We start from the raw sequence: 20,907 nt of genomic DNA, 5'->3' as shown, positions 1-20,907 counted from the left end.
TCCTGTAGCATTTTCCTTACTCCTCTCAGGCTTCACCATGCCATCTTTTCATATGCATTGCATGTGTTTTCAAATACGCTCCAGGCTTGTAGAACCTATCATAGAACTCCAGATCCAGATGATGCGCCTGCAGATAGGTAATAAGGAAGATCGAGGGAACCGTACCCGGGAACTTGCCGAAAGTATCAAAGACATACTGGGCCTGCAGGGCTACACATTCCCTGAATTCCTCGCTATGTACCTGGGCGGCAGACCTCACTTTCACCGAGTCTTTCCAGGGACCCGGCGTATCTGGATGGAACGGACCGCCAGGGCCAAACTTGCGCTCATGTACCGCTTCTACGGCAGCACGCATATCCGGGTAATGGGGAGGACAGAAGCCTTCCATGATGCCCTCTAAACCCGTGGGGTTGGGATAAGGCCAGCGTTCATTGGAATCGTATCGAAATCCCAGGCCAGGAGCACCCGGTTCGCCGCTTGCGCCGATAACACTGAAGGGGTTGAGCCCGTCGAACATCCAGCCCCCCAGCCCCATAGCCTGCAGCATAAGCGTACCGGCGTAGCAGCTCGTCGACAGCTCGGCCGTAAGTTCAGCCATGCACATTTGCTCCACGAAAGTCAGAGGCCATGTATTATTTATATCTACAATGTCTCTAAACTTCTCGATCCCCGGGATGGGGCGCCTGTTGATGTCATCCGTAAGTACCAGGCCGTTTTGCAGCATGTAGCAAAGCATGAGCAGGACATGCTGGGAAAGATCTCCCACGGGGATAACGAGAAGTGTTCCAGGCTGATTCGTCACCCAGGTGTTATGCGCCTCTGTGTGCAGCACTTCCGGCGGCAGGCCAAGCCTGCCATCCTGGATTTTCCTGATGCGACTTTTGAGGGCATCGAGGATCACATCAAGTTCAAGGGAGCCGTCCTCTTTCCTCTGTGCAAAGGCAGGAGCATCGCGTGCATCCAGCACATAGACCCCTTCGTCATCTGTGAAAAAAGTCATGCTGGTATGAAATCCGGCAGCCGATGGAAAGGTACGACCGCCTGCTGCGCCCGCATAATTGGAAAGGTACGGCGCATACAACTGAGCGCGATAGATCATATGGTGCCAGCCTGTATTGCTGCCGCAGGCGGTCACTACGAGAAGTTTCTCTAATTCAGTGAGAGGCACAGGGGCGTGTCGTGATTTATAGGCAAATACGCCGTCCGGAATCTCAGCGCCCAGAAAGAAGCGCCGGGAGCGGCGGCCTAATAGTGCCTCGATGAAGCCGAACTCCAGTATGTCCTGGAGGCCCGGTAATGCCGTCGGTTTCTCCATAAGATCCCTCCTTTTCGCTCAATATTCAAATCCATTGCATTCCCCCTTATCAAGCAAATAATCTGCTGAGATGATATTTATAAATTACGTTATGAACTTTCGATTATCCTGTGCGCCTTCAGGAAATTATGTGCCTTCTTTAAAACGTTTTTTGCGTTATTGAAAGTGAGTCTTTCCATTGCATCCTTATAATTTAACCATTCATATCCTGTGTGCTCATGCGATAACTCAACATCACTCTCTTGAGTCTCAATCAGGAAAAAGGTGACTTCCTTATAGATAGTCTTTCCTCCACTTTTGAAAAAATAGCTTATCTTCTCCCTGAAGTCTCCAATAAACCTGGCATCGGTTATACCCGTTTCCTCCTTAAGCTCTCTTATAACCGTATCCATTTCGCCCTCATTTGCCTCAACTTCACCTTTTACAAACTCCCAGTGGCCTGCTTCATAGCGTAAAAGAAGATACCTGACCTCTTGATTTCTCCTGAATACTACGGCTCCACAGGATCTTTTTCTAGGCATATTTCTCCTGTCAGTCGGATGATTCGAGTTCTGCCTTTATCTTCATAAAGTCCTCTTCAAGATAGGATCTGTATGCAGGGTTATAGAGTACTGCTGCTGGATGGAATGTGGGTATTATCTTGACCTGAAGGCCAAGAAGCACCTCCTTATAGACCCGCCCTCTAACCGCAGTTAGCCCATCAACATCTATATTCACTTTTGAGAGAACATATCTTGTCGAGTGCCTGCCCAGTGTCGCAATAACCTCTGGTTCTATTATCTGGATCTGCCTGTCAAGATAAGGTGTGCATGCCGCTATTTCATCCGCTTTTGGCTCTCTGTTCTCAGGGGGTCTGTGCTTAACAATATTACCTATATAGACATCTTCTCTCTTAAAACCGATACTGGTAAGTAGTTTATCAAGGAGTTTGCCAGCGCTCCCTACGAAAGGTCGGCCCATGATATCCTCCCTGTTACCCGGCGCCTCACCTACAAGCATCAGGGAGGCATCAAGGCTCCCCTCCCCGGGTACAGAGTTCTTTGCATACTTCCAGAGCCGGCATTTTCTGCAATCCCGTATCTGGTCTACCATCTCATCCATCAGTTCCTGCTTTGACATCTACAAATCATCTCTCAGTTGTAAGGCTTCTGTAAAGAAGCTATCTGTGGAATAATGAAGCAGCAGGCTTGATGCTATCATGCCTGTGGCAAAGATAGCAGTAAATATGGCTATCTGAATCGAGGCAGCATTGAAAGGATCGGCACCGGCAAGCAATAAGCCTGTCATAACCCCTGGTATCCATACAAGCCCAAGGTTCTTCATGTTATCGATCGAAGGTATCAATGCCGAGAGAATACTCTGATTGAGGCTGGCGGCCGATGCCTGCTTTGGCGGTGCGCCAAGAGCAAGGTATGCCTCGATTTCCGCTCTTCTATTCCTTATCTCGCCCCTGTATCTGTCTATAGCCAGCGAGCTTACGTTCATGGCATTGCCGATAAGGATACTTCCTGTTGGTATGAGGTACCTGGCTTCAAGAGGAAAAATACCGAACAGAAAGAAGGGAATGAGCAAAAGTAGAGATGCAACGGCTATCGATGCGATAGCTACACGCAGACCCCTCCTGAGCCTGCCTGAGTGGGTATATGTGGTATGCCCTGCTATTGTGGTCATAGCCAGAAGCACAATAATACTAAAGTAAAGAGGTAATTCGAATAATATGAGGATGATGGAGGCAAGTATCATTACCTGGACTAAGGCCCTGGCTCCTGCCACAGAGATTCGTCTGCCTATATCGAACCTTCGCGCATAGGCTGCGGTCAGTACAATAAGCAGAGCTGTTAGAGCCAGGGCGAGGATTTCTGTTAGATAGCGGGAGAGGATATCGAACAGGATTTCAGACATGTTTCTCCAATCTGCCCTCCCTGAGCATAAACCTCCTGCCGTCTATCCTCCCGGCCTGCGCCAGCTCATGTGTGACCCAGAGCATGGTCAGTTTTCGCTCTCTGCGCATGCTTAGCAGCAGTTCTTCTATTCTGTGTGCCGATTCAGCATCAAGTGCTGAAGTTGGCTCATCCAGCAGGAGCACCTCTGGCTTGTTTGCAAGCGCTCTTGCAATGCATACCCTCTGCTTCTCTCCGACCGAGAGCGGATCAGCATCTGCATCCAGCAAGTTCTCGGGTATGCCTGCATCCCTTGCCAGAGTCTCAATATCAATATCAATATCATTTCCCCATAACCTCATGCCAAAAGCAAGGTTATCCCTTACACTTCCCCGAAACACAACAGGCACCTGGAATACCATGCCCACTCTTCTCCTTAATTCAAGTGGGTCATAATCTCTTATATCTTTGCCGTTTAGCAGGATAGTCCCTGAGTCGGTCTCTGATAGCCTGTTGATTAATCGAAGAAGCGTGCTCTTTCCAGAGCCTGATGGACCCATAATCGTGACAAGTTCACCGTGCTGTACCGTCAGGTCAAGATTGTATAGTATCTGCGTTTTGACTCTTGTGCTGTTTACCTTACGGAAGACTGCCTTGGATACATTTATCAGCTCAAGATGGACCGGATTCATTGGGTGTAAAAAGGCCTGCCCTGGTATAAATAATACCATTTATTGTAAAAATAAGACTGGGCAATTAAAGACCTGCAATAATTATATTTTCCATTGCAACACATGTGTTACATATGGACACCACTATCAGGAACATTGACCCTTTTGTTTATAAAAAATTAAAAACAAAAGCAATCAGCGAATGGCTCGGTTCTCCAAAGAAAAAGAAGAGAAGCATCATTGAGATCAAACCAGAGCATTTTGGTTACCAATATAGAAATCTGAGTGAAGAGATAGATGAAGTTCTATATCATTAGGAGATTGCTTGATATTCCTTGATTCCAGCGCGATCATTACATATAAGAATGCGGATGACATAATTTTGTGGATGCTTCGAATCTTGCCTGTATGGAGTTAAGGAAAATCAGGAAGATAGCGACTTTTGATAAGGATTTTTTGAGAATAAGCGATGTAGAGGTTGTGAACGGATAAAGGTTCATAAGATTCTTGAACACAGATGACACGGATCGACGCGGATGAAGGTGGATTTTTCCCTGTATAACTTTTACTCTTGAACTATAAGAACATCCAGCTACGCTATCCTCCAATAAAAACCAATAAATTTATTAATATGTATATCAATCCTTGGGCAGAGGTGGAGGTTTGTTTAACAGTATAAAAAAATTTCCTGTCATGAAATACGGGACCATTGTTCTTACATTATTGTTTTTCTTGATTATTCTGGCTACTGTATCTACTGTTGAAGGCAGTGTTCCGGCTGAACTATCGAAAACTGCACCATATGCAGGTATTCCAGCTCAAGGAGAACCTAACTGGGGTGATTTAGATAGAGAATTCATACAAGCAGGACATAACGACAGGATAAGACAAAATGGGACAATTTATCAAATACGATTTGCAGTAGCAAATGCTTCAGCATTAAAAAAATTTTATTTTACCGTATGGAGACAGAACGGAAGTAATTATGATAGAATTGCTACAACTGATAATTTAATTGACGATATTTCAAAAAATGGTATAAACGTAATAAATCTGCCCAACCCAATAGAAGGAGTGCAGGAGGGCGATTTTTACGGCTATAGCATCAATGCTTCAGCGAGTGCACTGTACGTAGATAAAAATGATAAAAAACATCTTACTTATTATGTAGATGGCCATGCGATGTCAATAACAGATTACAACTGGATGGCTGGTTATTCTGAGCCGTATGTTTTTGTTATCGAACCTTATATGGAAAATCCATACATTGTTTTCATAGGCGATTCGATAATATCCGGAAAGCCTGAACATATCTCCTTTATCGAAACTGATAAAACTACCAATATCCCTGCATCAATCCAGAATCAGTGGGCACGAAAAGTTGATAGAACTTATCAAAATATGGGTTATAGTGGAGACAGGACCTCAAACCTTGAGTCCAGATTCATTTCAGATGTAGTTGATTTATCACCTGAGTTCGTGCTAATTGAAGGTGGTATAAATGATGTGACTTCTGGTATCAGCAGTAAGGTTATCCTCAATAATTGGGAGTCCATGATAAAGAAAGCTTATTACAACAATATAACTCCAGTTATTATGTTAATATTACCTGATTCAAGAAAATCATATGAAAAATCAAATCAGATTACGTATATAAATGAGCAATTGATGGCAATGGCAGCGAATTATTCCCCATCAATTGTAGTCGATGCAAGATGCTATGTGGGAGTTGAGAGATCCTCCGGTCCACCAGGGAATTGCTGGGATATTAACCCATCATATACAATGGATGGATTGCATTATAATTCTGCTGGTAATGAAAGGATCGCGCAGGCCATAAAGGATTCATTCAGGTTCGTTCATGGAAAGCAGGGACTATATAACTTGATTCAGTCCGATGGGACTATTATTTATAATACAAATCTGAGCAATGCAGTAAATACTTCCTGGAGAATGGCATCTACTGCTGGTGGCAGTGCTAATGTAAGTTACAACACACCAGCTTCATTTACTATCAATAGCGGCACTATAGATTGGCTTAATATAGAAAATCTGTCCTCAAATCAAGTTTGCAAACTATATTTAAATGATGATAAAATTGATTCAAAAGAAGCTTTAAATGGGAGCGTGAATTTCACTGAAAATATATTATATTCTGGCACTTACCATGTGCAATGTACTGCTCCGTCTACCCCGTCTACCATCACCTCATGGAGCAACAGCAAGACCAATAATAATAACTTGACTGTAACCGTGAACATAAGTGAACAAGTAAATTTCAGGGCAACGGCTGATCAAACCATAGATACATGGAACTGGTATAAGGATGGAGTAGATCAAAATAATAATTTTGACACCCTCAGTACTTCCTGGGATTCTGAAGGTACAAAATTGATAAGCATTAATGCAACTAACAGCAACGGGATAAGCAATACAATTACATGGACAATTACTGTTGTTACTGTTAATGCGCCATCATCTCAGCCCCAAATCACTTCCTGGAAAAACAGTAAGACCGATAATAATAACTTGACTGTAACCGTGAACATAAGTGAACAAGTAAACTTCAGGGCAACGGCTGATCAAACCATAGATACATGGAACTGGTATAAGGATGGAGTAGATCAAGATAATAATTTTGACACCTTCAGTACTTCCTGGGATTCTGAAGGTACAAAATTGATAAGTATTAATGCAACTAACAGCAACGGGATAAGCAATACAATTACCTGGACGGTTACTGTTAATGTAGCTAACAGCAACGAGACAAGCGATAACATTACTATAACAGTTACTGCTAACCCAGAACAGTCGGACGATGGCGGAACACTATCCCCCGGTGGTAGCGGTGGAGGAAGTGGTGGAGGCGGCAGAGCTACAGGAGAACCTTATAGCAACATACTCATATCAGAAAAATATGAGAAAGATCTTATTGCCGGTACTCCAGTAGCATATACCTTCTTTCAACCTGAGCACAGTATATATGAGATATTAGTAACAGGTAAAGCAAATGAATTTGAGATAATTCTTATATGCGAAGTTCTTAAAGGAACATCCAAACGTGCAAAAACCCCCGCGCCGGGAATCGTATATAAGAACGAGAATATATGGATTACCTCAAAGTTGATGAAAGAAGGTCTTATACGATTCAAGGTTGAGAACTCCTGGCTTGAGAGTAACAATCTGGCAGACAGTGATATCAGGTTGGTCAAATGGAATAACAGCAAATGGGTGCAACTTAACACAACAGAAACGAAAAAGGACAGCACTCACACCTATTACGAGGTAAGGACAGATTCCTTTTCCTCATTCGCTGTGACCGGGTTAAAAGATGTGAAAACACAAGAAGATGCGCCAGTAGAAATTACTCTTAAATCAATACAACTGGATACAGAAGACCCGGTTAAGCCAGCAGGAACTGAAAGGACAACAGAGACTGAAGGGACTACAGGGACTGAAACTGCAGGACCAAACAAAGAGTATGTTGCATTTTTTGTTGTTCTGGCTATGGCTGTATTTTTAGCTCTGTACATATTAGTTCGAGTTAAATGATTTCATTATGGAGGTTTGCCCAGCAGTTCATGCAGGATCATTATCGCTGCATGCTTATCCAGCGGGTTGTTGTGGTTGCCGCACTTCGGCGACTGGATGCAGCTCGGGCAGCCCTCACTGCACGGACATCCTTCTATGGCTTTTAGCGTGACCTCAAGAATTTCGGTTATTATCTCATATCCTCTTTCTGCATATCCAACCCCTCCGCGGTGTCCATCATACACAAATATCCCGCACTTTCCATTGAGGTCGATGTGATTTGGCGTTGATACGCCTCCCACATCGTTCCTGTCAGCCAGAAGACGCAGGGGATACATTGCTATCATGGCATGCTCGATAGCATGAATACCGCCGGCAAAATCGAGGTCATGCTTATAAACAAGATCAGTAAATCTATCAGGCAGCTCGATCCAGAGGGCGACTGTTTCAAGGGAGAGCCCGGGCATATCAAGAGCATATTCTCCGAGTACAGTTTCACTGAAATATCTGAATTTCTTATAGCCTGTAACCTTCTCCACCACTTCAACCGCCCCAAGTCCGGCCTTTGCATCCATGCATGAAGGCAGATTTTTCCCGGTATATCTCTCTTTTATGAATATTTCAGAATTCACAAGAGCCCTGGTATAATATTCCGCTTTCGTTTCCTCCACATGGATCTCTTTCTTTTCATGGTCAAGCCTGCTGACATGATACGGCGTGCCCATGTGCAGATATATGGCGCCTTCGAAGGCTTCCTTGAAAGCGAGTGATTTTTCAATGTCTTTCTCTATAGGGATTCGCCTCCCTCCGTTGAATGCAAATATGGAGTACGCATCTCTATCAATGCCCCGTATGGATACCTGCCCGTGAGGGTTCGGGTCCACGGCTGATTTGCTGTCACCACCTGTTAATAATCCCTCTCCCTCCAGCAATTCGATTATCCTTGATAACCCGCTGCCGAAGTATTTCTCATCTTTACGTGTGAGGGGTATCTCCTTTGCAGCGCACAGCACATGACCTGTCTGAATGTACGGATTTGAGACGTTGAGCACAGCCTCTTCACAGTTCCTTTCAAAGAACTCTTTTGGGTATCGCATGTAATACTGGTCAAGGGCATTTGAACCTGCCACCAGCGCAACAATGCTCTCACCACTCCCGCGTCCTGCCCTTCCTGCCTGCTGTCTTGTGCTCATGACGGTACCGGGATAGCCGTCGATGATGCATGCATCCAGCCCGCCGATGTCTATGCCAAGTTCAAGTGCGTTGGTTGAAATAACTCCCCGGAGACTGCCGTCTGAGAGCTTTTTCTCTATTTCCTCGCGCTCTTTGCCGAAATACCCTGCTCTGTAGGGGGAGATCTTTTCTGTAAGTCCTTTTTCTCGCAAACTGCTCCTGGACGCTACGTACATCCTCTCAGCAGCCTGTCTTGAGCGGGTGAAGGCGATGGTCTGAAGTCCGTATTGAATAAATCTGTTGAAAAGACTGAGGGACTCGCCGAATGTGCTCCTTCTGATGCTGAAACCCTGCTCGTTGACATAAAAAGGCGGGTTCCAGAACACGAACTTCTGATGACCCCGGCCTGAGCCGTCCTTATCTATTACAGTGACATCCCTGCCTGTCAAGGCAGCTGTATGCTCGCCAGGATTGCCTATCGTGGCAGAGCAGCAGATATACCGGGGATGTGCGCCGTAGTATGTGCATACGCGGTTGAGCCTTCGCAAGAGGTTTGCCATGTTGCTGCCCACTACTCCGCGATAATAATGGCTTTCGTCCACCACGATGAACTTAAGATTTGAGAGGAATCTTTTCCAGATGTGGTTCCATGGAAGAAAGCTCAGGTGGATCATTTCAGGATTTGTAAGAATGATCTGTGGATTCCCGTACCGTACTTCTCTTTTTTCATCATCGCTCATGGTACCGACATACCTGCTTATGTTCGCATCTATGCCCATTTCATCCCTTAGTTCAAGGAAACTCTTGAGCTGGTCATTGACCAGGGCATTGAGCGGAGCTATATAGAGCGCAGTTGCTTTCGGGTAGGTCATAACCATCTCAAAGATCGGGATCATATAAGACAGGGATTTCCCGCTCGCTGTACTCGTTACTAATACGATGTCCTTTCCCGCGCGGACATGCATGATAGCCTCTGCCTGATGACAGTAAAGCTGTTTTATCCCCATCTGGTCTAATGCGTAGTTGATCAAAGGCTTTAATTCGACGTAAGCATGTTCTGGCTGTCTTTGAGATATATCTTCTATATGGACGATCTGGTTCTCATAGCTTCGGGAGGATTTGATGCTTTGAAGCAGGCCAGATATGGACATTATTTTTATTCTCCTTTGAACTTCTCTGACAGCAGCATGCTTTTTATCTCGATTTATCTGGTATTTTCTTAATATACCTCTCATACACCGCTGCATCCACGGTCTTACCGGCCCAGAACTTCAGGATCTCACCCCTGTTTATTATTGCTGTCAGAGGCAGTTTCTTTTCTTTTGATTCTTCATTGAAGATGATATGATAAAGCGCTCCGCCATCTGGCCTGTCCTCTGTGACCTCAATGATCTCAATCCTGTCCCCGTACTTCTCATGGATTTGATCGATATTGGGCTGGTTCCCTTCACAGAGCTTGCACCTATCTTCCCGCATCCTGTCGCGCCTTATATTTAGAAGTACCGGCCTGGTGGATCCATTTATCCTGTCAGCAAGCTGCTGGACTGGCTGGTACTTATCATCAACATATTGCTCTATAAAATCTTTATATTCGGTCATTGCTTCCCCGGCAGTGAGTGAGTTCTTCTCTGCCAGAGCTGTGATCACCCTTTGCCGGAAGTTTTCTTTATGGTTGGATAAAAGTGCATCGAGGTTCATGTTGGTTCAACGGATGTTTTTAATCCATAGTATCATTAACCTTGCTGTATATATATGATAGATCATGGATTTATTTTTGATTATATTCATCACATTCTTTATTGCAATCATTTTCTCATCACTCGGGCTTGGAGGGGCTATTTTCTATACCCCGTTTTTTCTCTGGCTTGGCCTTCCCATATTCACTGCTATCCCGATTGCGCTCATGTTGAACGCGATTACAGCAGCCTCGGCATCGGTTACTTATCTAAGACATCGACTGGTAGAGACAGAGATTGCTTTTTTTATCATCCCGGCTTCCATCATGGGCGCGCTTACAGGTTCGTATCTTGCCCCCCGTATTGATACTGAGATATTGATCATACTGCTCTCCGTAGTTCTTTTTCTGGCAAGTATAAGAATAATCTTCTTTGATACCATTGTCATTACTGCAGAACTAACAGATAAGAGAAAAAAAATGATCGGGGCAGGCGGCGGTTTTCTAATCGGAGTTACTTCATCGCTTGTTGGAATCGGGGGAGGCACTTTTATCGTGCCGCTTCTTCTTGTTCTCGGGTTTGAGACAAAAAGTGCAGTCGCAACCTCATCGTTCGTAGTTACATTCATATCCCTGTCCGGATTTCTGGGGCACCTGGGTTTCGGGCAGCAGCAGATGAATATAAGCCTGTTATTCTATGCAGGGATAGCAGCATCAATAGGCGCACAGGCAGGCTCAAGAGTGGTATTCAAACGCGCATCACCCAGGGCGATCAACAGGGTATTCGCGCTCATACTTCTGATCGTAGTAGGTAAGCTGTTGTATGATTTGATATCTTGATGCGATTATTCCAGCTTTTTCAGTTCCTTAAAATCTGTGATCGTGGAGATCGGATATGTATTTACTCGAATGCCCGTCTCTTCTACTGCTGCCATGGCATTGACTCCAGCATACACAACTACACCGACCTTGCCAGTATCAACCGGTGCTTTGAGTACCGACATGCCGGGTTCTCCGATCTGGGCTATACCGCCTACTCTTGCATCTATAATGGACTGCAGGATCTTCTCGGCCTCAGTGAGTGCTGATGCAGGGATCTCCCTGGCATTTGCAAGAAGCTTGCCCGCTCCAGTATTCACGGCATCCATAACCCGTGTCATCTTCCTTGAAATAAAAACCCGCATGGGATCAATGGAAGTACCGCTATAAGCAATGATATCCTCAAAACATAGCGGTTTTCTGTCCTTTATCTCTAATGTTCCGCCGTATTTAGTATTGACAGGAATCCCGCTTTTTAATAAGATCCCGTCGATCGTTATACTGCACATTGTTGCTATGCCTATCTTGCCTGCCGGGATTTTAATATCTGAGGTGATAGTTCCCTCATCTATTAACTTTATATACGGACTGATGGGATAGCAGTTATACAGCACATGCCGCAGTATCTCTATTGTTCTATCAAAATCATTCTTATCAATAATTGATGTATTGATAACTACATTACCCTTCCCTGTTCCAGGATTAAAGGTCGTATCATAGATGAGCTTCTCTACTCTGGTGATAATCAAGCCAAGCCTGTCTCCTACCAGTGCATTATTAAGCTCGTTTGTTCCCAGCTCTGTGATAATCCTGCCGTCATACCCCTGGCGCTGGGTGAGACCCCTCTCATCCAGTATCCGCAGGTGATAACGCACACCTCTCTCTCCTATAGGGTATCCGCGTTCGTTCATTCTGTCTGCTATCAACCGTGCCCCTATGGGCTCATGGTTCTCATAGAGTATCCTCAGGATCTCTATGAGTTTTCTCTGTACCATTGAGTCGATCGTAGTTGCTGGCATCTCACCTCATATCAGACAATATTCAGATAGCGATCAAGTTCCCACTGGTGAACTCTTACTCTGTACGCATCCCATTCAGCCCTTCCAAGCCGCATGAAATCGCGAAATACATGATCTCCGAGTGCATCCCGCACAACAATATCTGTCTCAAGATGATCGAGTGCATCCTTAAGATTGCCAGGAAGAGATTCGATCCCCATATCCCCGCGCTCTCCATCATTTAAATGGAACAGGTTATGTGTGGTGGGCTCACCCGGATCGATCTGGTTCTCTATACCATCAAGCCCTGCCATCAGTATGACCGCAAAGGAAAGATACGGGTTGCAGGACGGATCAGGGCTTCTAAGCTCAATACGGGTACTCAGCCCCCTTGCTGCGGGAATGCGTATTAATGATGAGCGATTGGCCCATGACCATGCAACATAAACCGGTGCCTCGTATCCAGGTACGATCCTCTTATAGCTGTTCACAATCGGATTTGTTATTGCTGTGAATGACTTGACATGTTTCTTCAATCCGCCTATGAAATACCGCAGCGTATCGCTCACTTCATGCTCCTTCATCTCATCATATAAGGCATTCCTCTCACCCGAGAACAGGGAGATATTGGTATGCATTCCAGAACCGTTTATGCCGAAGACGGGTTTTGGCATAAAGGATGCATGAAGATGATTCATGCGAGCTATGGTCTTTGTGACAAACTTGAATGTTATCACATTATCCGCCGTGGTTAGCGCATCAGCATACTTGAAATCGATCTCGTGCTGTCCTGCCGATACCTCATGGTGTGAGGCCTCTATGTTGAATCCCATGTTCTCAAGGGCAACAACAATGTTCTGGCGAATCTCTTCTGCACGGTCAATCGGTGGGAAATCAAAATAGCCGCCAAAATCATGAGGCTTGTTTGTGGCTTCGCCGTCCTTTCTCTCGAATAAAAAGAATTCGATCTCCGGGCCTGTATTCATCACGAAACCGAGTTTTTCAGCCTCTTTCATTGCTCTCTTTAGAACATAGCGCGGATCGCCCTCAAAGGGCTTGCCATTTGGCTTGTAAACATCGCATATAATCCTGGCGACTTTGCCCCCGCTCACGTCCCAGGGGAGAATCCTGTAGGTGCTGATATCAGGTTTCAGTACCATATCAGACTCCTCAATCCTGACAAAGCCCTCTATTGAGGAGCCATCAAAGGATATACCCGACTTTAATGCTTTTTCTGCCTGTGATACAGGGATACCCACGTTCTTGATCATTCCCTGTATGTCAACAAATTGTAATCGTAAGAATCGAACCTTATCTTCCTCGATTGAGTTGAGCACATCTTCGTTTGTTTTTATCATAGCTATCACTGATTCTAATACACTCTAATTACAAGGCGTAGTTAATAAATCATTCGGGTTTACCGTCTTTTTCTTTATGTTCACATTCTTTTCTTTTATGAATTCCAGAAGCTTTTTCGGGGTTGGTGTTGCCATAATCCTATCTCCTATCAATCTTATGGTCCCAACAAACCCCTATTTGATTTCGCTGTAGATTCGCTTACTTGTTCGTTAATTCAACTTTTTACAATGTATTTACCCAACTTGAGAGAAACTCAAATGAAGGATATATTGAGACCGACTATAGGCTACCGTTTGCATACTTAAATAGTTTTCTATTGTACGACCAGCAGTTTATCCATAGCGTCAAGTTAGTCCTGTAATTTCTCAAAATACCATCCTATTTTTTTATGAAAAAAGCCGCAGGCTCAGCCACAATATAGCCTCCTCCTTTAAGTCAAAAAGTTCTGTAGTGTATATACACTACAACCATAACGAATGACAAAGAAAAAAGGTAATTCAGCACCATGTTAGGTATCTGATAAAAAATCAACCGGAGTTCGTATCAGTTCGTTTCAGTTCGTTGTTTTTTAACGTATAGGAAAGTATAAACGCATTTCTTCCTCCTCATCTTGAAATCTGATAGTCTAAAAACAACGAACATAAACGAACTGGAACGAACTCCAAGAGTTCGTTCCAGTTCGTTGTTAATAATTTTGCCCCCGCAGGGGCTTTCTTGAATTAAATTTGGTATCCGTTCAATGTCCACTGTATTTCTTTCTCTGCTAAAATTAACTAAAACTCCAAGTTTAATCCCTGTCGCTTTGAGATAATTCAAAACTTGTGCCTTGTGTATGTTTGTTAATTCATTCACAGCTTTTACCTCAATGATTATTTTATCTACAATATATAAATCTGCATAATAGTCCCCGACAACATTTTTTTATAAGTAACTTGAATCGGGAATTGCTGCTTGACTATGAAACCCCTCTCTTCAAGTTCAAATTTTAAAGCATTTTCATATACTTTTTCTAAGAATCCAAGACCAAGTTCAATTTTTATGGCTATACAGGCTGATTTTATTTCATAAAATTCTTGTTTATATATTAATTCCATTATATCTCTCTGTCCAAGATAAACAACGAACTAAAACGAACTGAACGAACTCTTTGATAAGAGATTTCCAGTTCAAGCTATTATTTCGTTTTCAATTGAAATCGAATGCTATAGACGTGTATCTGATACAATATTTATTCTTAACCTTATTTAGTGATGCCAATCAAAGTGAAAGTGTTTGATAGTTTTAACAAATTTTATAAAAGTTTTGGAGAAGACAGCTCCATCCTGCGAATTTATACCTGCTCTTCGATCCATTTTAGGGGCAGGAGCAAGTGTGGAAGCCATTTATCGATGCTTATTTATAAAATCCAAGAGAATCTTGACGCTATGGCAGTTTATTTAGTACGTTTGGGCAAATTCTTTATATTGCTGTACCAATTTGTTGTTGGAGATTGAACTCGTGCTGGATAAGAAAGCTAAAGTTTTGGCCCTGATGATACTGGTTCTGGTTGCTGCCCTTGTCCTGGCGCTTCCCCGTGATACAGAAGAGGTGCTACATGAAGAACCTGAACCAGAACCATCTGTTTCTATAGGATGCGATCGCGTGCTCTGGAAGGATACAGAGATAGAGCTTGCTGCTTCGACCCGAAATATCGATAAGCCATTATTTGAATGGAATATTGATGGTGAAATTGCTGGAAGTAGCCGGAAATTCCGTAAAAAATTCGACATGGGGGAGCATCAGGTAGTATTGAATGTGATTTTTGATAATGGGACACTCACCGCAGATCAGTCAATACTTGTAGTAGATTCTGCTGATGGTATATCCCTGCGCGATTCTGCGGCATCAAAGAACCAGTGGGGATTCCAGACCCTCTACAGAGGCAAAAATAAAGGCGTAAAAGGAGTCAGGGTCTCTATAGATTCTTTACCTGCGACTGAGGTAAACCCCTGCGGCTCACTTTCAACAAAAGCACTCTTTGCAGGGGAGCATACATGGCGGGCAGAGTATCGGGGGATTACCATAGCATCAGGTACCTTCAATATAAAGGAAGTAAGCGAGATAAAAATCACTAAGATCGATATTGCACCGAGCTATACAACAGGGGATACGGTTGACGGAAAGATTATACTGAAAAACACAGGATCAACTATAGTTTCAGGGTTTGATACTAAAACACTGGTAGTCAATAACAACTATGCATGGATGGGAGATAAGGCAAAAAAAGAATTTTTCAGCCAGCATAATTCTGATATCAAACCAGGTGAGATATACGAGATTCCAATCAGGGTAACAATACCTGAGAAGATAAGCGGAGTAAGACCTTCAGGAAAGTATACAATCACTGCTGCCCTCATACTAAATGGGCAGACAATAGATACAAAGGTTGTAAACACTGTGGTAAAATAAAGATATAGCCAAAGACATTATTAATACTGTACAAAAATGATATGGCAAGTTTTTTAACATAAGCATATTATTAACATAATTCTGGTTGAAAAAAGAAATGCACATAAAAATGAGAGATTTTATAATCAGGTGGAGGCAGAGTTATAAAAACTGAATACAAAATTATTTTACTGTCAATCATTTTCGGGTTTTTTATCTGGATATTTGATACTGTCATAGGCTACTTCTTTCTCCATAAAAAATCATTTCTGGAGCTGTTGATATTTGATGTACCTGATTATGGGCTCTATATACGGTCGATCTGGACTGCATTTTTCCTTATATTTGGCGTATTAACATCAATGGTATTAGCCAGGCACAGGCGAATTGAGGAGGCGCTGCATAACAGCGAACAGCGTTTTCGCTCCGTTGCAGAAACTGCAACTGACGCTATAATTTCTATTGACAGACATGGAAACATAGTTTTCTGGAATAAGGCTGCAGAAAACATTTTTGGTTATTCGGCAGGCGAAGCAATTGACAAGTCGCTGACAATTATAATGCCGAAACGGCTCCACAGAGAACATACTGAAGGAATAAAAAGGCTAATTTCAACAGGAGAATCCAGTGTTGTTGGAAAATTACTGGAGATGACAGGGCTCAGAAAAGATGGCAGTGAATTTCCACTTGAGCTCTCCATAGCTGCCTGGAAGACCGGAGAAGAAACGTTTTATACTGGCATCATCCGTGACATAACAGAGCGCAAGCATGCTGAGGAGGAGTTATTAAAATTTAAACTGGGAATTGAGCGATCGGATGAGGTTATCTTTATAACAGATAAAGAGGGCTCGATAACGTATACTAATCCTGCATTTGAGAGGATATACGGGTTCAGCAGGGATGAAGTACTGGGAAAAACACCCAGTATTCTGAAATCAGGGGTTCTTCCCCAGGAGGTTTATAAACAGTTCTGGGATACGATCCTTGCAAAGAAGGTTGTGAGCGGAGAAATAATCAATAAGACAAAGGATGGACGGCTCTTAAATACCGAAAGCACTGCTAATCCGATTTTGAATAATGATGGAGATATCGTCGGTTTTCTGGCGATCCAGCGCGATATCACTGAACACAAGCGGGCGGAGGACGAGCTTAAGATAAAGGCACAGCTTCTGGATACGGCTACTGATTCAATCTTTGTGCATGATCTGGATGGGAATTTCATCTACCTGAATGAAACAGCCTACAGATCGCACGGATACAGTAGAGATGAGATGATGAACCTGAAACTTCACAGTATTATTACTCCAGAATATTCCAGGCTTGTCAATCAGCGGACGCTGGACCTGGTGGAAAAAGGTGAAGCTGTATTTGAGTCTGCTCATTTAGATAAGAACGGATCAATAATACCTGTCGAAGTGCATGCCTGCATCATTGAATCTGGCGGTAAAAAGCTGATCCTTTGTGTGGCGCGTGACATAACAGAGCGAAAGCAAGCGGAGAGGATGCTAAAAGAGAAGGCAAGAGCTGAACTGTATGGTTTTATTGTAAGCGCACTGCCGGTCTTTGCATCCAATGTTCCATCCCAGGTCAGGAATACACTTATTAAAAACTTTGCAGAACGATTCGAGAAGAATGCCAGACCGGGGTTTGAAGAGGAAATGAAACGATTTGGTTATGATCAGAGGATCGGAGCAGAAAATACACAGGAGATCCTTGATGTTCTCATGCCCTGGCTCATGGAGCTGTTCTCAAATTTTGGAATACAGACCAGAACGATATCTGAAGGAATAAAGAGGGACATTGAGTTCTTGAACTGCCCGTGGATAGATGAGGCAAGCGGTAATCCGATATTCTGCTTCATCTGTCGGGCGATGGTGATACGCAGTTTCACATGGACAGCACTAAAAGGAAGTGCTGATCAGAGATTCAGCATTGCGAATGGTTCACAGACATGCAGGTTCGAAATACATGCCCAATCGATATTATAATATGTGATTGATCTCTAGTATAAGCTCTAAATATATATTGATGTAATAGTAGGTATGTCGATGGAGAGAATTAAAACTGGTATATCGGAACTGGACCTGATACTTGGAGGGTTCCCGGCCGGTAAAACTGTATTGATCACGGGTGATCCAGGCACAGGCAAGACCGTTTTCGGGCTCCAATTTACAAACGCCAGTTGTGCTCAAGGTCTCAGGACAGTATATATATCCACAGAAGAGAGCTCAAGCGATCTCAGGCTCCAGGGCGAGGCCTTTGGCTGGAACCTTGAGGCGTTCGAGAAAAGAGGTACTCTAAGATTAATAGAGTTGATCGACTACAGGGCCATGGAGATAGAGACCGCATTGAGTATAAGCCCGGATGCTATGAAAGGTAACTTTGTTGAGCTACTGGGGCATCTGCCTGAAGGCACCCAGGTACTCATCATAGACAGCCTCGGTAGCCACACAGCCAACCTGACGATGCATGAGTTCAGGGACAGGTTCGATCTTCTTATCTATAACCTGACCAACATGGGCATTACAGCTATGGTGATACTTGATGGCGTCACCTCAAGGTGGTTCAGTGATATAGCCCCCTTTTCTGCATATGGTGCCATACAGCTCATGAGAAGAGAGAACCCTTATACAGGCAGAAGGGAGAGGGTGATGGATATCATAAAGATGAGGAATACCAGGACACCCGTACAGCTCCTAGCCTATGAGATAGATTATTCAAAGGGAATTGTGATAACTTCTCAAATTTAAAATCAAATTGAGTTTAATGCTTCGAATCAATCATCCGTAGAAATCCAAGTCCAAAGGATGGTTTGGGTCCGGCGCCTATGAGCAGCCCGGTTCTGATTAAACGTATTGCATTCTCATCTATTTTCTCGATAGAATATTCAGCAGTTCCTGTATATGTATGGAAATCCCTTTTACCGGCTCGTATTGATCCGCTCTTAATGTTATGAAAATGAACCGGTGAGGATTTTACTGCTGCGCAGGAATCTTTGTACCATTGCCGTATTCATTAACATATAGAATCAATCGCTGGCGAACCATACCAAGGAGTTTATCCAATGCTGGTGGGAATTCGCCAGTTTTAACTATAATCGGTGTCTCAAAGATTGCAGAAATAACAATCTCTCTTTAGGTCAGGGCAGCATGCCCGCCGCAGGTGTACGCCGAAGCCGCCGCGAAAGGTGTTGCCCATCCAGTAGGGGAATGTGACAGAAGTGGGGAACGCGAGGCGGGCGGTGAGTCTGGCGAGGGAGAGCATGCGGGTAGATAGGCAGGTGAATCCTTAAAAGTCTTTGCATTGTGCCTGTAATATTCGCACTAAAGAGAGTTAGATTCATAAGCCATAACGATAATTTAAAGGTTTAATAATGACAAAATCAAAGGGAGTATATGACAAAGAAAAAATTATGCCCGCTTTGTAACAGAAGATCGCCCAACAGAAGCTGTCCTGCCAGGGGCGATGAAATATGTGCCAGGTGCTGCGGGATGAGCAGAGCTTCACTGGAATGCGGGACTAGCTGCATCTATTATAAACCCGCAATAGCGGGAAAGGAAGTGAATGAAACGCTGCCAATATTTAAGGTGCTGAAATCAAAGACCGAGGGAAGTTACATCATTACTGTGGCGCGAGAAAGAACAGATGGGAAGCTTCAGTATATCACAGTGCTGATAGATGCATGGAAGATGGGGCTGAAAGACAGTTATGGCAATCATAATATCACAAAACAAGATTTTCAAAGAAAGGTTATAACAAAGCTGGGCGGAGCGAACATGTTAACCGAAATAAGTCTATCTGAAGCGCTCTGGTCTATAGAGTATGGGCTCAGGATAGCGAAGGAGGTTAAAACCCGAATTCCCAGGGAATTTGAAGAATACAAGTACATCCTGGGGAATATGGACAGCATAAAAGTTGAAGGGTCCCTGTACAAATGCTTTAAATGCGGAAAAGGCGAACTCTCCGGGAATGATGTTGAGATAATCAAAGAGGTTACCAGGCATGATACGGCGGCAGGTGTTTGTGGTACGCCGGATGAGACAATGATATATTTTGTCTGCGATGAATGCAGATGATTTCCGCATCGGGATGATAAAAAATAGAAACGCACCGCAAAGAACGCAAAGGTCGCAAAGATTATTGTTGCTATGCTTTGCGTTCTAACAGATATAGTGAAAAGCGCTTCAGTCGCCGCGGGTATTAAGTTCTTGGAATTTATTTTCGAAGGTTAAGTGCGTGTGCTATACCCGGCCAAGGCGTACTTTTAAATATGCTATGTATTTTTCTTTATTCTTCCAGACAATATAATCCTCCCAGGCTGGATGGCCTGGTATTTTTTTAGACTTTATCGCCTCATATAATTCCTCTTTCGAAGCAACGTTATACCTGTCCCTTATGTCGGCTATATCGGTCTCAGCAAGCCGGATCTCCTTCTCGATGAAAGATATCAAGCCTATGTGGATAATCTCATCTGCGGGCAGACCGAGCACATGACTGAGTTCGTCGGTAATGGATGATGTGGGTTCTTCAGAGGGCATTGTGATACTTTTTAGGTTTACAATAGGTTATAACCTGTCACTGATGCGCTGTTCCCATGCATATGGTCGAAGATCTCAGAGGTTACAGTTTGACTGAAGTGCCTGTAATATAGACAAGAGAGTACTTTTTATCTTTCATTTGGTTCGTTGTTTTTATTAAAGAACACTATTAATTTGTCCGGGTGTCGTTCGATTTTAAAACCCAACATTTTTGCCATGTCACAAAATGATTCAAAGACCGTTCGGGAGGGAGTTTTCATTTCATCATCACTGCAATCTTATTGTCATATAATTTTATGATTTCATCCTGGTTAACAAGCACATGATCTCCGCCTTGAATGCTCATGGCTATATCAATATCCCATGTCCTAACTTTGTATATTTTATCTCGTTCAGTACATAAAACTGGAAAAGGTCTATGTGTCCGCTCTCCTCCTATTTTTATGACCCTCATCAGACTCAGTACTTCCGATCGGTCGTAGTTCCGAATAGTATCCTGAATCATATTTGTGCTAAGCGAT

17 protein-coding genes and 2 pseudogenes are annotated in these 20,907 nt (G+C 43.6%); 7 read left to right on the top strand and 12 right to left on the bottom strand.

From position 1 onward, the window contains the following. Nucleotides 1-25: 25 nt before the first annotated feature. The 5 genes and pseudogenes from ANME2D_RS00095 to ANME2D_RS18945 form a co-directional block, all read right to left on the bottom strand. Nucleotides 26-1,315, bottom strand: a complete 1,290-nt coding sequence (locus ANME2D_RS00095; protein WP_048088183.1) for a hypothetical protein — start codon at nucleotides 1,313-1,315, stop codon at nucleotides 26-28. Nucleotides 1,316-1,404: 89 nt separating this feature from the next. Continuing rightward, nucleotides 1,405-1,836, bottom strand: a complete 432-nt coding sequence (locus ANME2D_RS00090; protein WP_048088182.1) for a bis(5'-nucleosyl)-tetraphosphatase — start codon at nucleotides 1,834-1,836, stop codon at nucleotides 1,405-1,407. A gap of 10 nt (nucleotides 1,837-1,846) precedes the next feature. Beyond that, nucleotides 1,847-2,434 carry a type-4 uracil-DNA glycosylase gene (gene udg, locus ANME2D_RS00085; RefSeq protein ID WP_048088181.1) on the bottom strand — a complete coding sequence of 196 codons (588 nt, stop codon included), beginning with the start codon at nucleotides 2,432-2,434 and terminating at the stop codon, nucleotides 1,847-1,849. After that, nucleotides 2,435-3,217 (bottom strand): ABC transporter permease, encoded by a 783-nt coding sequence (locus ANME2D_RS00080; protein WP_048088180.1) that lies wholly within the window; start codon nucleotides 3,215-3,217, stop codon nucleotides 2,435-2,437. A gap of 141 nt (nucleotides 3,218-3,358) precedes the next feature. Continuing rightward, nucleotides 3,359-3,755, bottom strand: a pseudogene (locus ANME2D_RS18945) (ATP-binding cassette domain-containing protein); the annotation flags it as partial. 245 nt (nucleotides 3,756-4,000) lie between these two features. Between ANME2D_RS18945 and ANME2D_RS00070 the strand changes: the two are divergent. After that, nucleotides 4,001-4,183 (top strand): hypothetical protein, encoded by a 183-nt coding sequence (locus tag ANME2D_RS00070; protein WP_048088179.1) that lies wholly within the window; start codon nucleotides 4,001-4,003, stop codon nucleotides 4,181-4,183. 346 nt (nucleotides 4,184-4,529) lie between these two features. Next, a complete protein-coding gene (locus ANME2D_RS00065) occupies nucleotides 4,530-7,418 on the top strand; it encodes a PGF-pre-PGF domain-containing protein (protein ID WP_048088178.1) in 2,889 nt (962 codons plus the stop codon). A gap of 5 nt (nucleotides 7,419-7,423) precedes the next feature. Here ANME2D_RS00065 and ANME2D_RS00060 read toward each other — a convergent pair whose 3' ends face one another. Together ANME2D_RS00060 and ANME2D_RS00055 are read right to left on the bottom strand one after the other, a co-directional pair. Next, nucleotides 7,424-9,805, bottom strand: a complete 2,382-nt coding sequence (locus ANME2D_RS00060; RefSeq protein ID WP_052368475.1) for a DEAD/DEAH box helicase — start codon at nucleotides 9,803-9,805, stop codon at nucleotides 7,424-7,426. Continuing rightward, nucleotides 9,765-10,268 carry a hypothetical protein gene (locus tag ANME2D_RS00055; RefSeq protein WP_048088177.1) on the bottom strand — a complete coding sequence of 168 codons (504 nt, stop codon included), beginning with the start codon at nucleotides 10,266-10,268 and terminating at the stop codon, nucleotides 9,765-9,767. Before ANME2D_RS00055 ends, ANME2D_RS00060 begins: the two co-directional genes overlap by 41 nt. A 64-nt stretch (nucleotides 10,269-10,332) precedes the next feature. Between ANME2D_RS00055 and ANME2D_RS00050 the strand changes: the two genes are divergently transcribed. Continuing rightward, nucleotides 10,333-11,085, top strand: a complete 753-nt coding sequence (locus ANME2D_RS00050) for a sulfite exporter TauE/SafE family protein (protein WP_048088176.1) — start codon at nucleotides 10,333-10,335, stop codon at nucleotides 11,083-11,085. Between the two features lie 5 nt (nucleotides 11,086-11,090). On the opposite strand, the gene ANME2D_RS00045 is transcribed toward ANME2D_RS00050, so the two are convergent. From ANME2D_RS00045 to ANME2D_RS18585, 3 genes and pseudogenes are all read right to left on the bottom strand, one after another. Next, nucleotides 11,091-12,083 carry a DUF128 domain-containing protein gene (locus ANME2D_RS00045; RefSeq protein WP_048088175.1) on the bottom strand — a complete coding sequence of 331 codons (993 nt, stop codon included), beginning with the start codon at nucleotides 12,081-12,083 and terminating at the stop codon, nucleotides 11,091-11,093. A gap of 11 nt (nucleotides 12,084-12,094) precedes the next feature. Then, the gene (gene glnA / locus ANME2D_RS00040; RefSeq protein WP_048088174.1) at nucleotides 12,095-13,420 is read right to left on the bottom strand and encodes a type I glutamate--ammonia ligase; all 1,326 of its coding nucleotides are present in this window, start codon (nucleotides 13,418-13,420) and stop codon (nucleotides 12,095-12,097) included. A gap of 544 nt (nucleotides 13,421-13,964) precedes the next feature. Further along, nucleotides 13,965-14,515 (bottom strand): annotated as a pseudogene (locus tag ANME2D_RS18585) (GxxExxY protein). Between the two features lie 385 nt (nucleotides 14,516-14,900). Between ANME2D_RS18585 and ANME2D_RS00030 the strand changes: the two are divergent. From ANME2D_RS00030 to ANME2D_RS00015, 4 genes are all read left to right on the top strand, one after another. Then, nucleotides 14,901-15,869 (top strand): hypothetical protein, encoded by a 969-nt coding sequence (locus tag ANME2D_RS00030; protein WP_157833881.1) that lies wholly within the window; start codon nucleotides 14,901-14,903, stop codon nucleotides 15,867-15,869. 257 nt (nucleotides 15,870-16,126) lie between these two features. After that, nucleotides 16,127-17,836 (top strand): PAS domain S-box protein, encoded by a 1,710-nt coding sequence (locus ANME2D_RS00025; protein ID WP_048088172.1) that lies wholly within the window; start codon nucleotides 16,127-16,129, stop codon nucleotides 17,834-17,836. A 60-nt stretch (nucleotides 17,837-17,896) separates the two neighbouring features. Continuing rightward, nucleotides 17,897-18,598 (top strand): ATPase domain-containing protein, encoded by a 702-nt coding sequence (locus ANME2D_RS00020; RefSeq protein WP_048088171.1) that lies wholly within the window; start codon nucleotides 17,897-17,899, stop codon nucleotides 18,596-18,598. A gap of 645 nt (nucleotides 18,599-19,243) precedes the next feature. Continuing rightward, nucleotides 19,244-19,924, top strand: a complete 681-nt coding sequence (locus ANME2D_RS00015) for a hypothetical protein (protein ID WP_048088170.1) — start codon at nucleotides 19,244-19,246, stop codon at nucleotides 19,922-19,924. A 165-nt stretch (nucleotides 19,925-20,089) separates the two neighbouring features. Here the strand turns inward: ANME2D_RS00015 and ANME2D_RS00010 are convergent, their stop codons facing one another. After that, nucleotides 20,090-20,386, bottom strand: a complete 297-nt coding sequence (locus ANME2D_RS00010) for a hypothetical protein (RefSeq protein ID WP_048088169.1) — start codon at nucleotides 20,384-20,386, stop codon at nucleotides 20,090-20,092. A 256-nt stretch (nucleotides 20,387-20,642) separates the two neighbouring features. Continuing rightward, the coding region (locus ANME2D_RS00005; RefSeq protein ID WP_048088168.1) for a hypothetical protein at nucleotides 20,643-20,907 on the bottom strand (265 nt) is incomplete at its 5' end.

This window comes from Candidatus Methanoperedens nitratireducens (assembly GCF_000685155.1).
Classification (GTDB): Archaea; Halobacteriota; Methanosarcinia; order Methanosarcinales; family Methanoperedenaceae; genus Methanoperedens; species Methanoperedens nitratireducens.
This window is presented reverse-complemented; position numbering and strand designations above follow the sequence as displayed.

Coding starts and splice junctions, on each gene's coding strand:
- ANME2D_RS00095 (WP_048088183.1), bottom strand. CDS start 1,315: ATGGAGAAACCGACGGCATTACCGGGCCTCCAGGACATACTGGAGTTC.
- ANME2D_RS00090 (WP_048088182.1), bottom strand. CDS start 1,836: ATGCCTAGAAAAAGATCCTGTGGAGCCGTAGTATTCAGGAGAAATCAA.
- udg (WP_048088181.1), bottom strand. CDS start 2,434: ATGTCAAAGCAGGAACTGATGGATGAGATGGTAGACCAGATACGGGAT.
- ANME2D_RS00080 (WP_048088180.1), bottom strand. CDS start 3,217: ATGTCTGAAATCCTGTTCGATATCCTCTCCCGCTATCTAACAGAAATC.
- ANME2D_RS00070 (WP_048088179.1), top strand. CDS start 4,001: ATGGACACCACTATCAGGAACATTGACCCTTTTGTTTATAAAAAATTA.
- ANME2D_RS00060 (WP_052368475.1), bottom strand. CDS start 9,805: ATGAGAGGTATATTAAGAAAATACCAGATAAATCGAGATAAAAAGCAT.
- ANME2D_RS00055 (WP_048088177.1), bottom strand. CDS start 10,268: ATGAACCTCGATGCACTTTTATCCAACCATAAAGAAAACTTCCGGCAA.
- ANME2D_RS00050 (WP_048088176.1), top strand. CDS start 10,333: ATGGATTTATTTTTGATTATATTCATCACATTCTTTATTGCAATCATT.
- ANME2D_RS00045 (WP_048088175.1), bottom strand. CDS start 12,083: ATGCCAGCAACTACGATCGACTCAATGGTACAGAGAAAACTCATAGAG.
- glnA (WP_048088174.1), bottom strand. CDS start 13,420: ATGATAAAAACAAACGAAGATGTGCTCAACTCAATCGAGGAAGATAAG.
- ANME2D_RS00020 (WP_048088171.1), top strand. CDS start 17,897: ATGGAGAGAATTAAAACTGGTATATCGGAACTGGACCTGATACTTGGA.
- ANME2D_RS00015 (WP_048088170.1), top strand. CDS start 19,244: ATGACAAAGAAAAAATTATGCCCGCTTTGTAACAGAAGATCGCCCAAC.
- ANME2D_RS00010 (WP_048088169.1), bottom strand. CDS start 20,386: ATGCCCTCTGAAGAACCCACATCATCCATTACCGACGAACTCAGTCAT.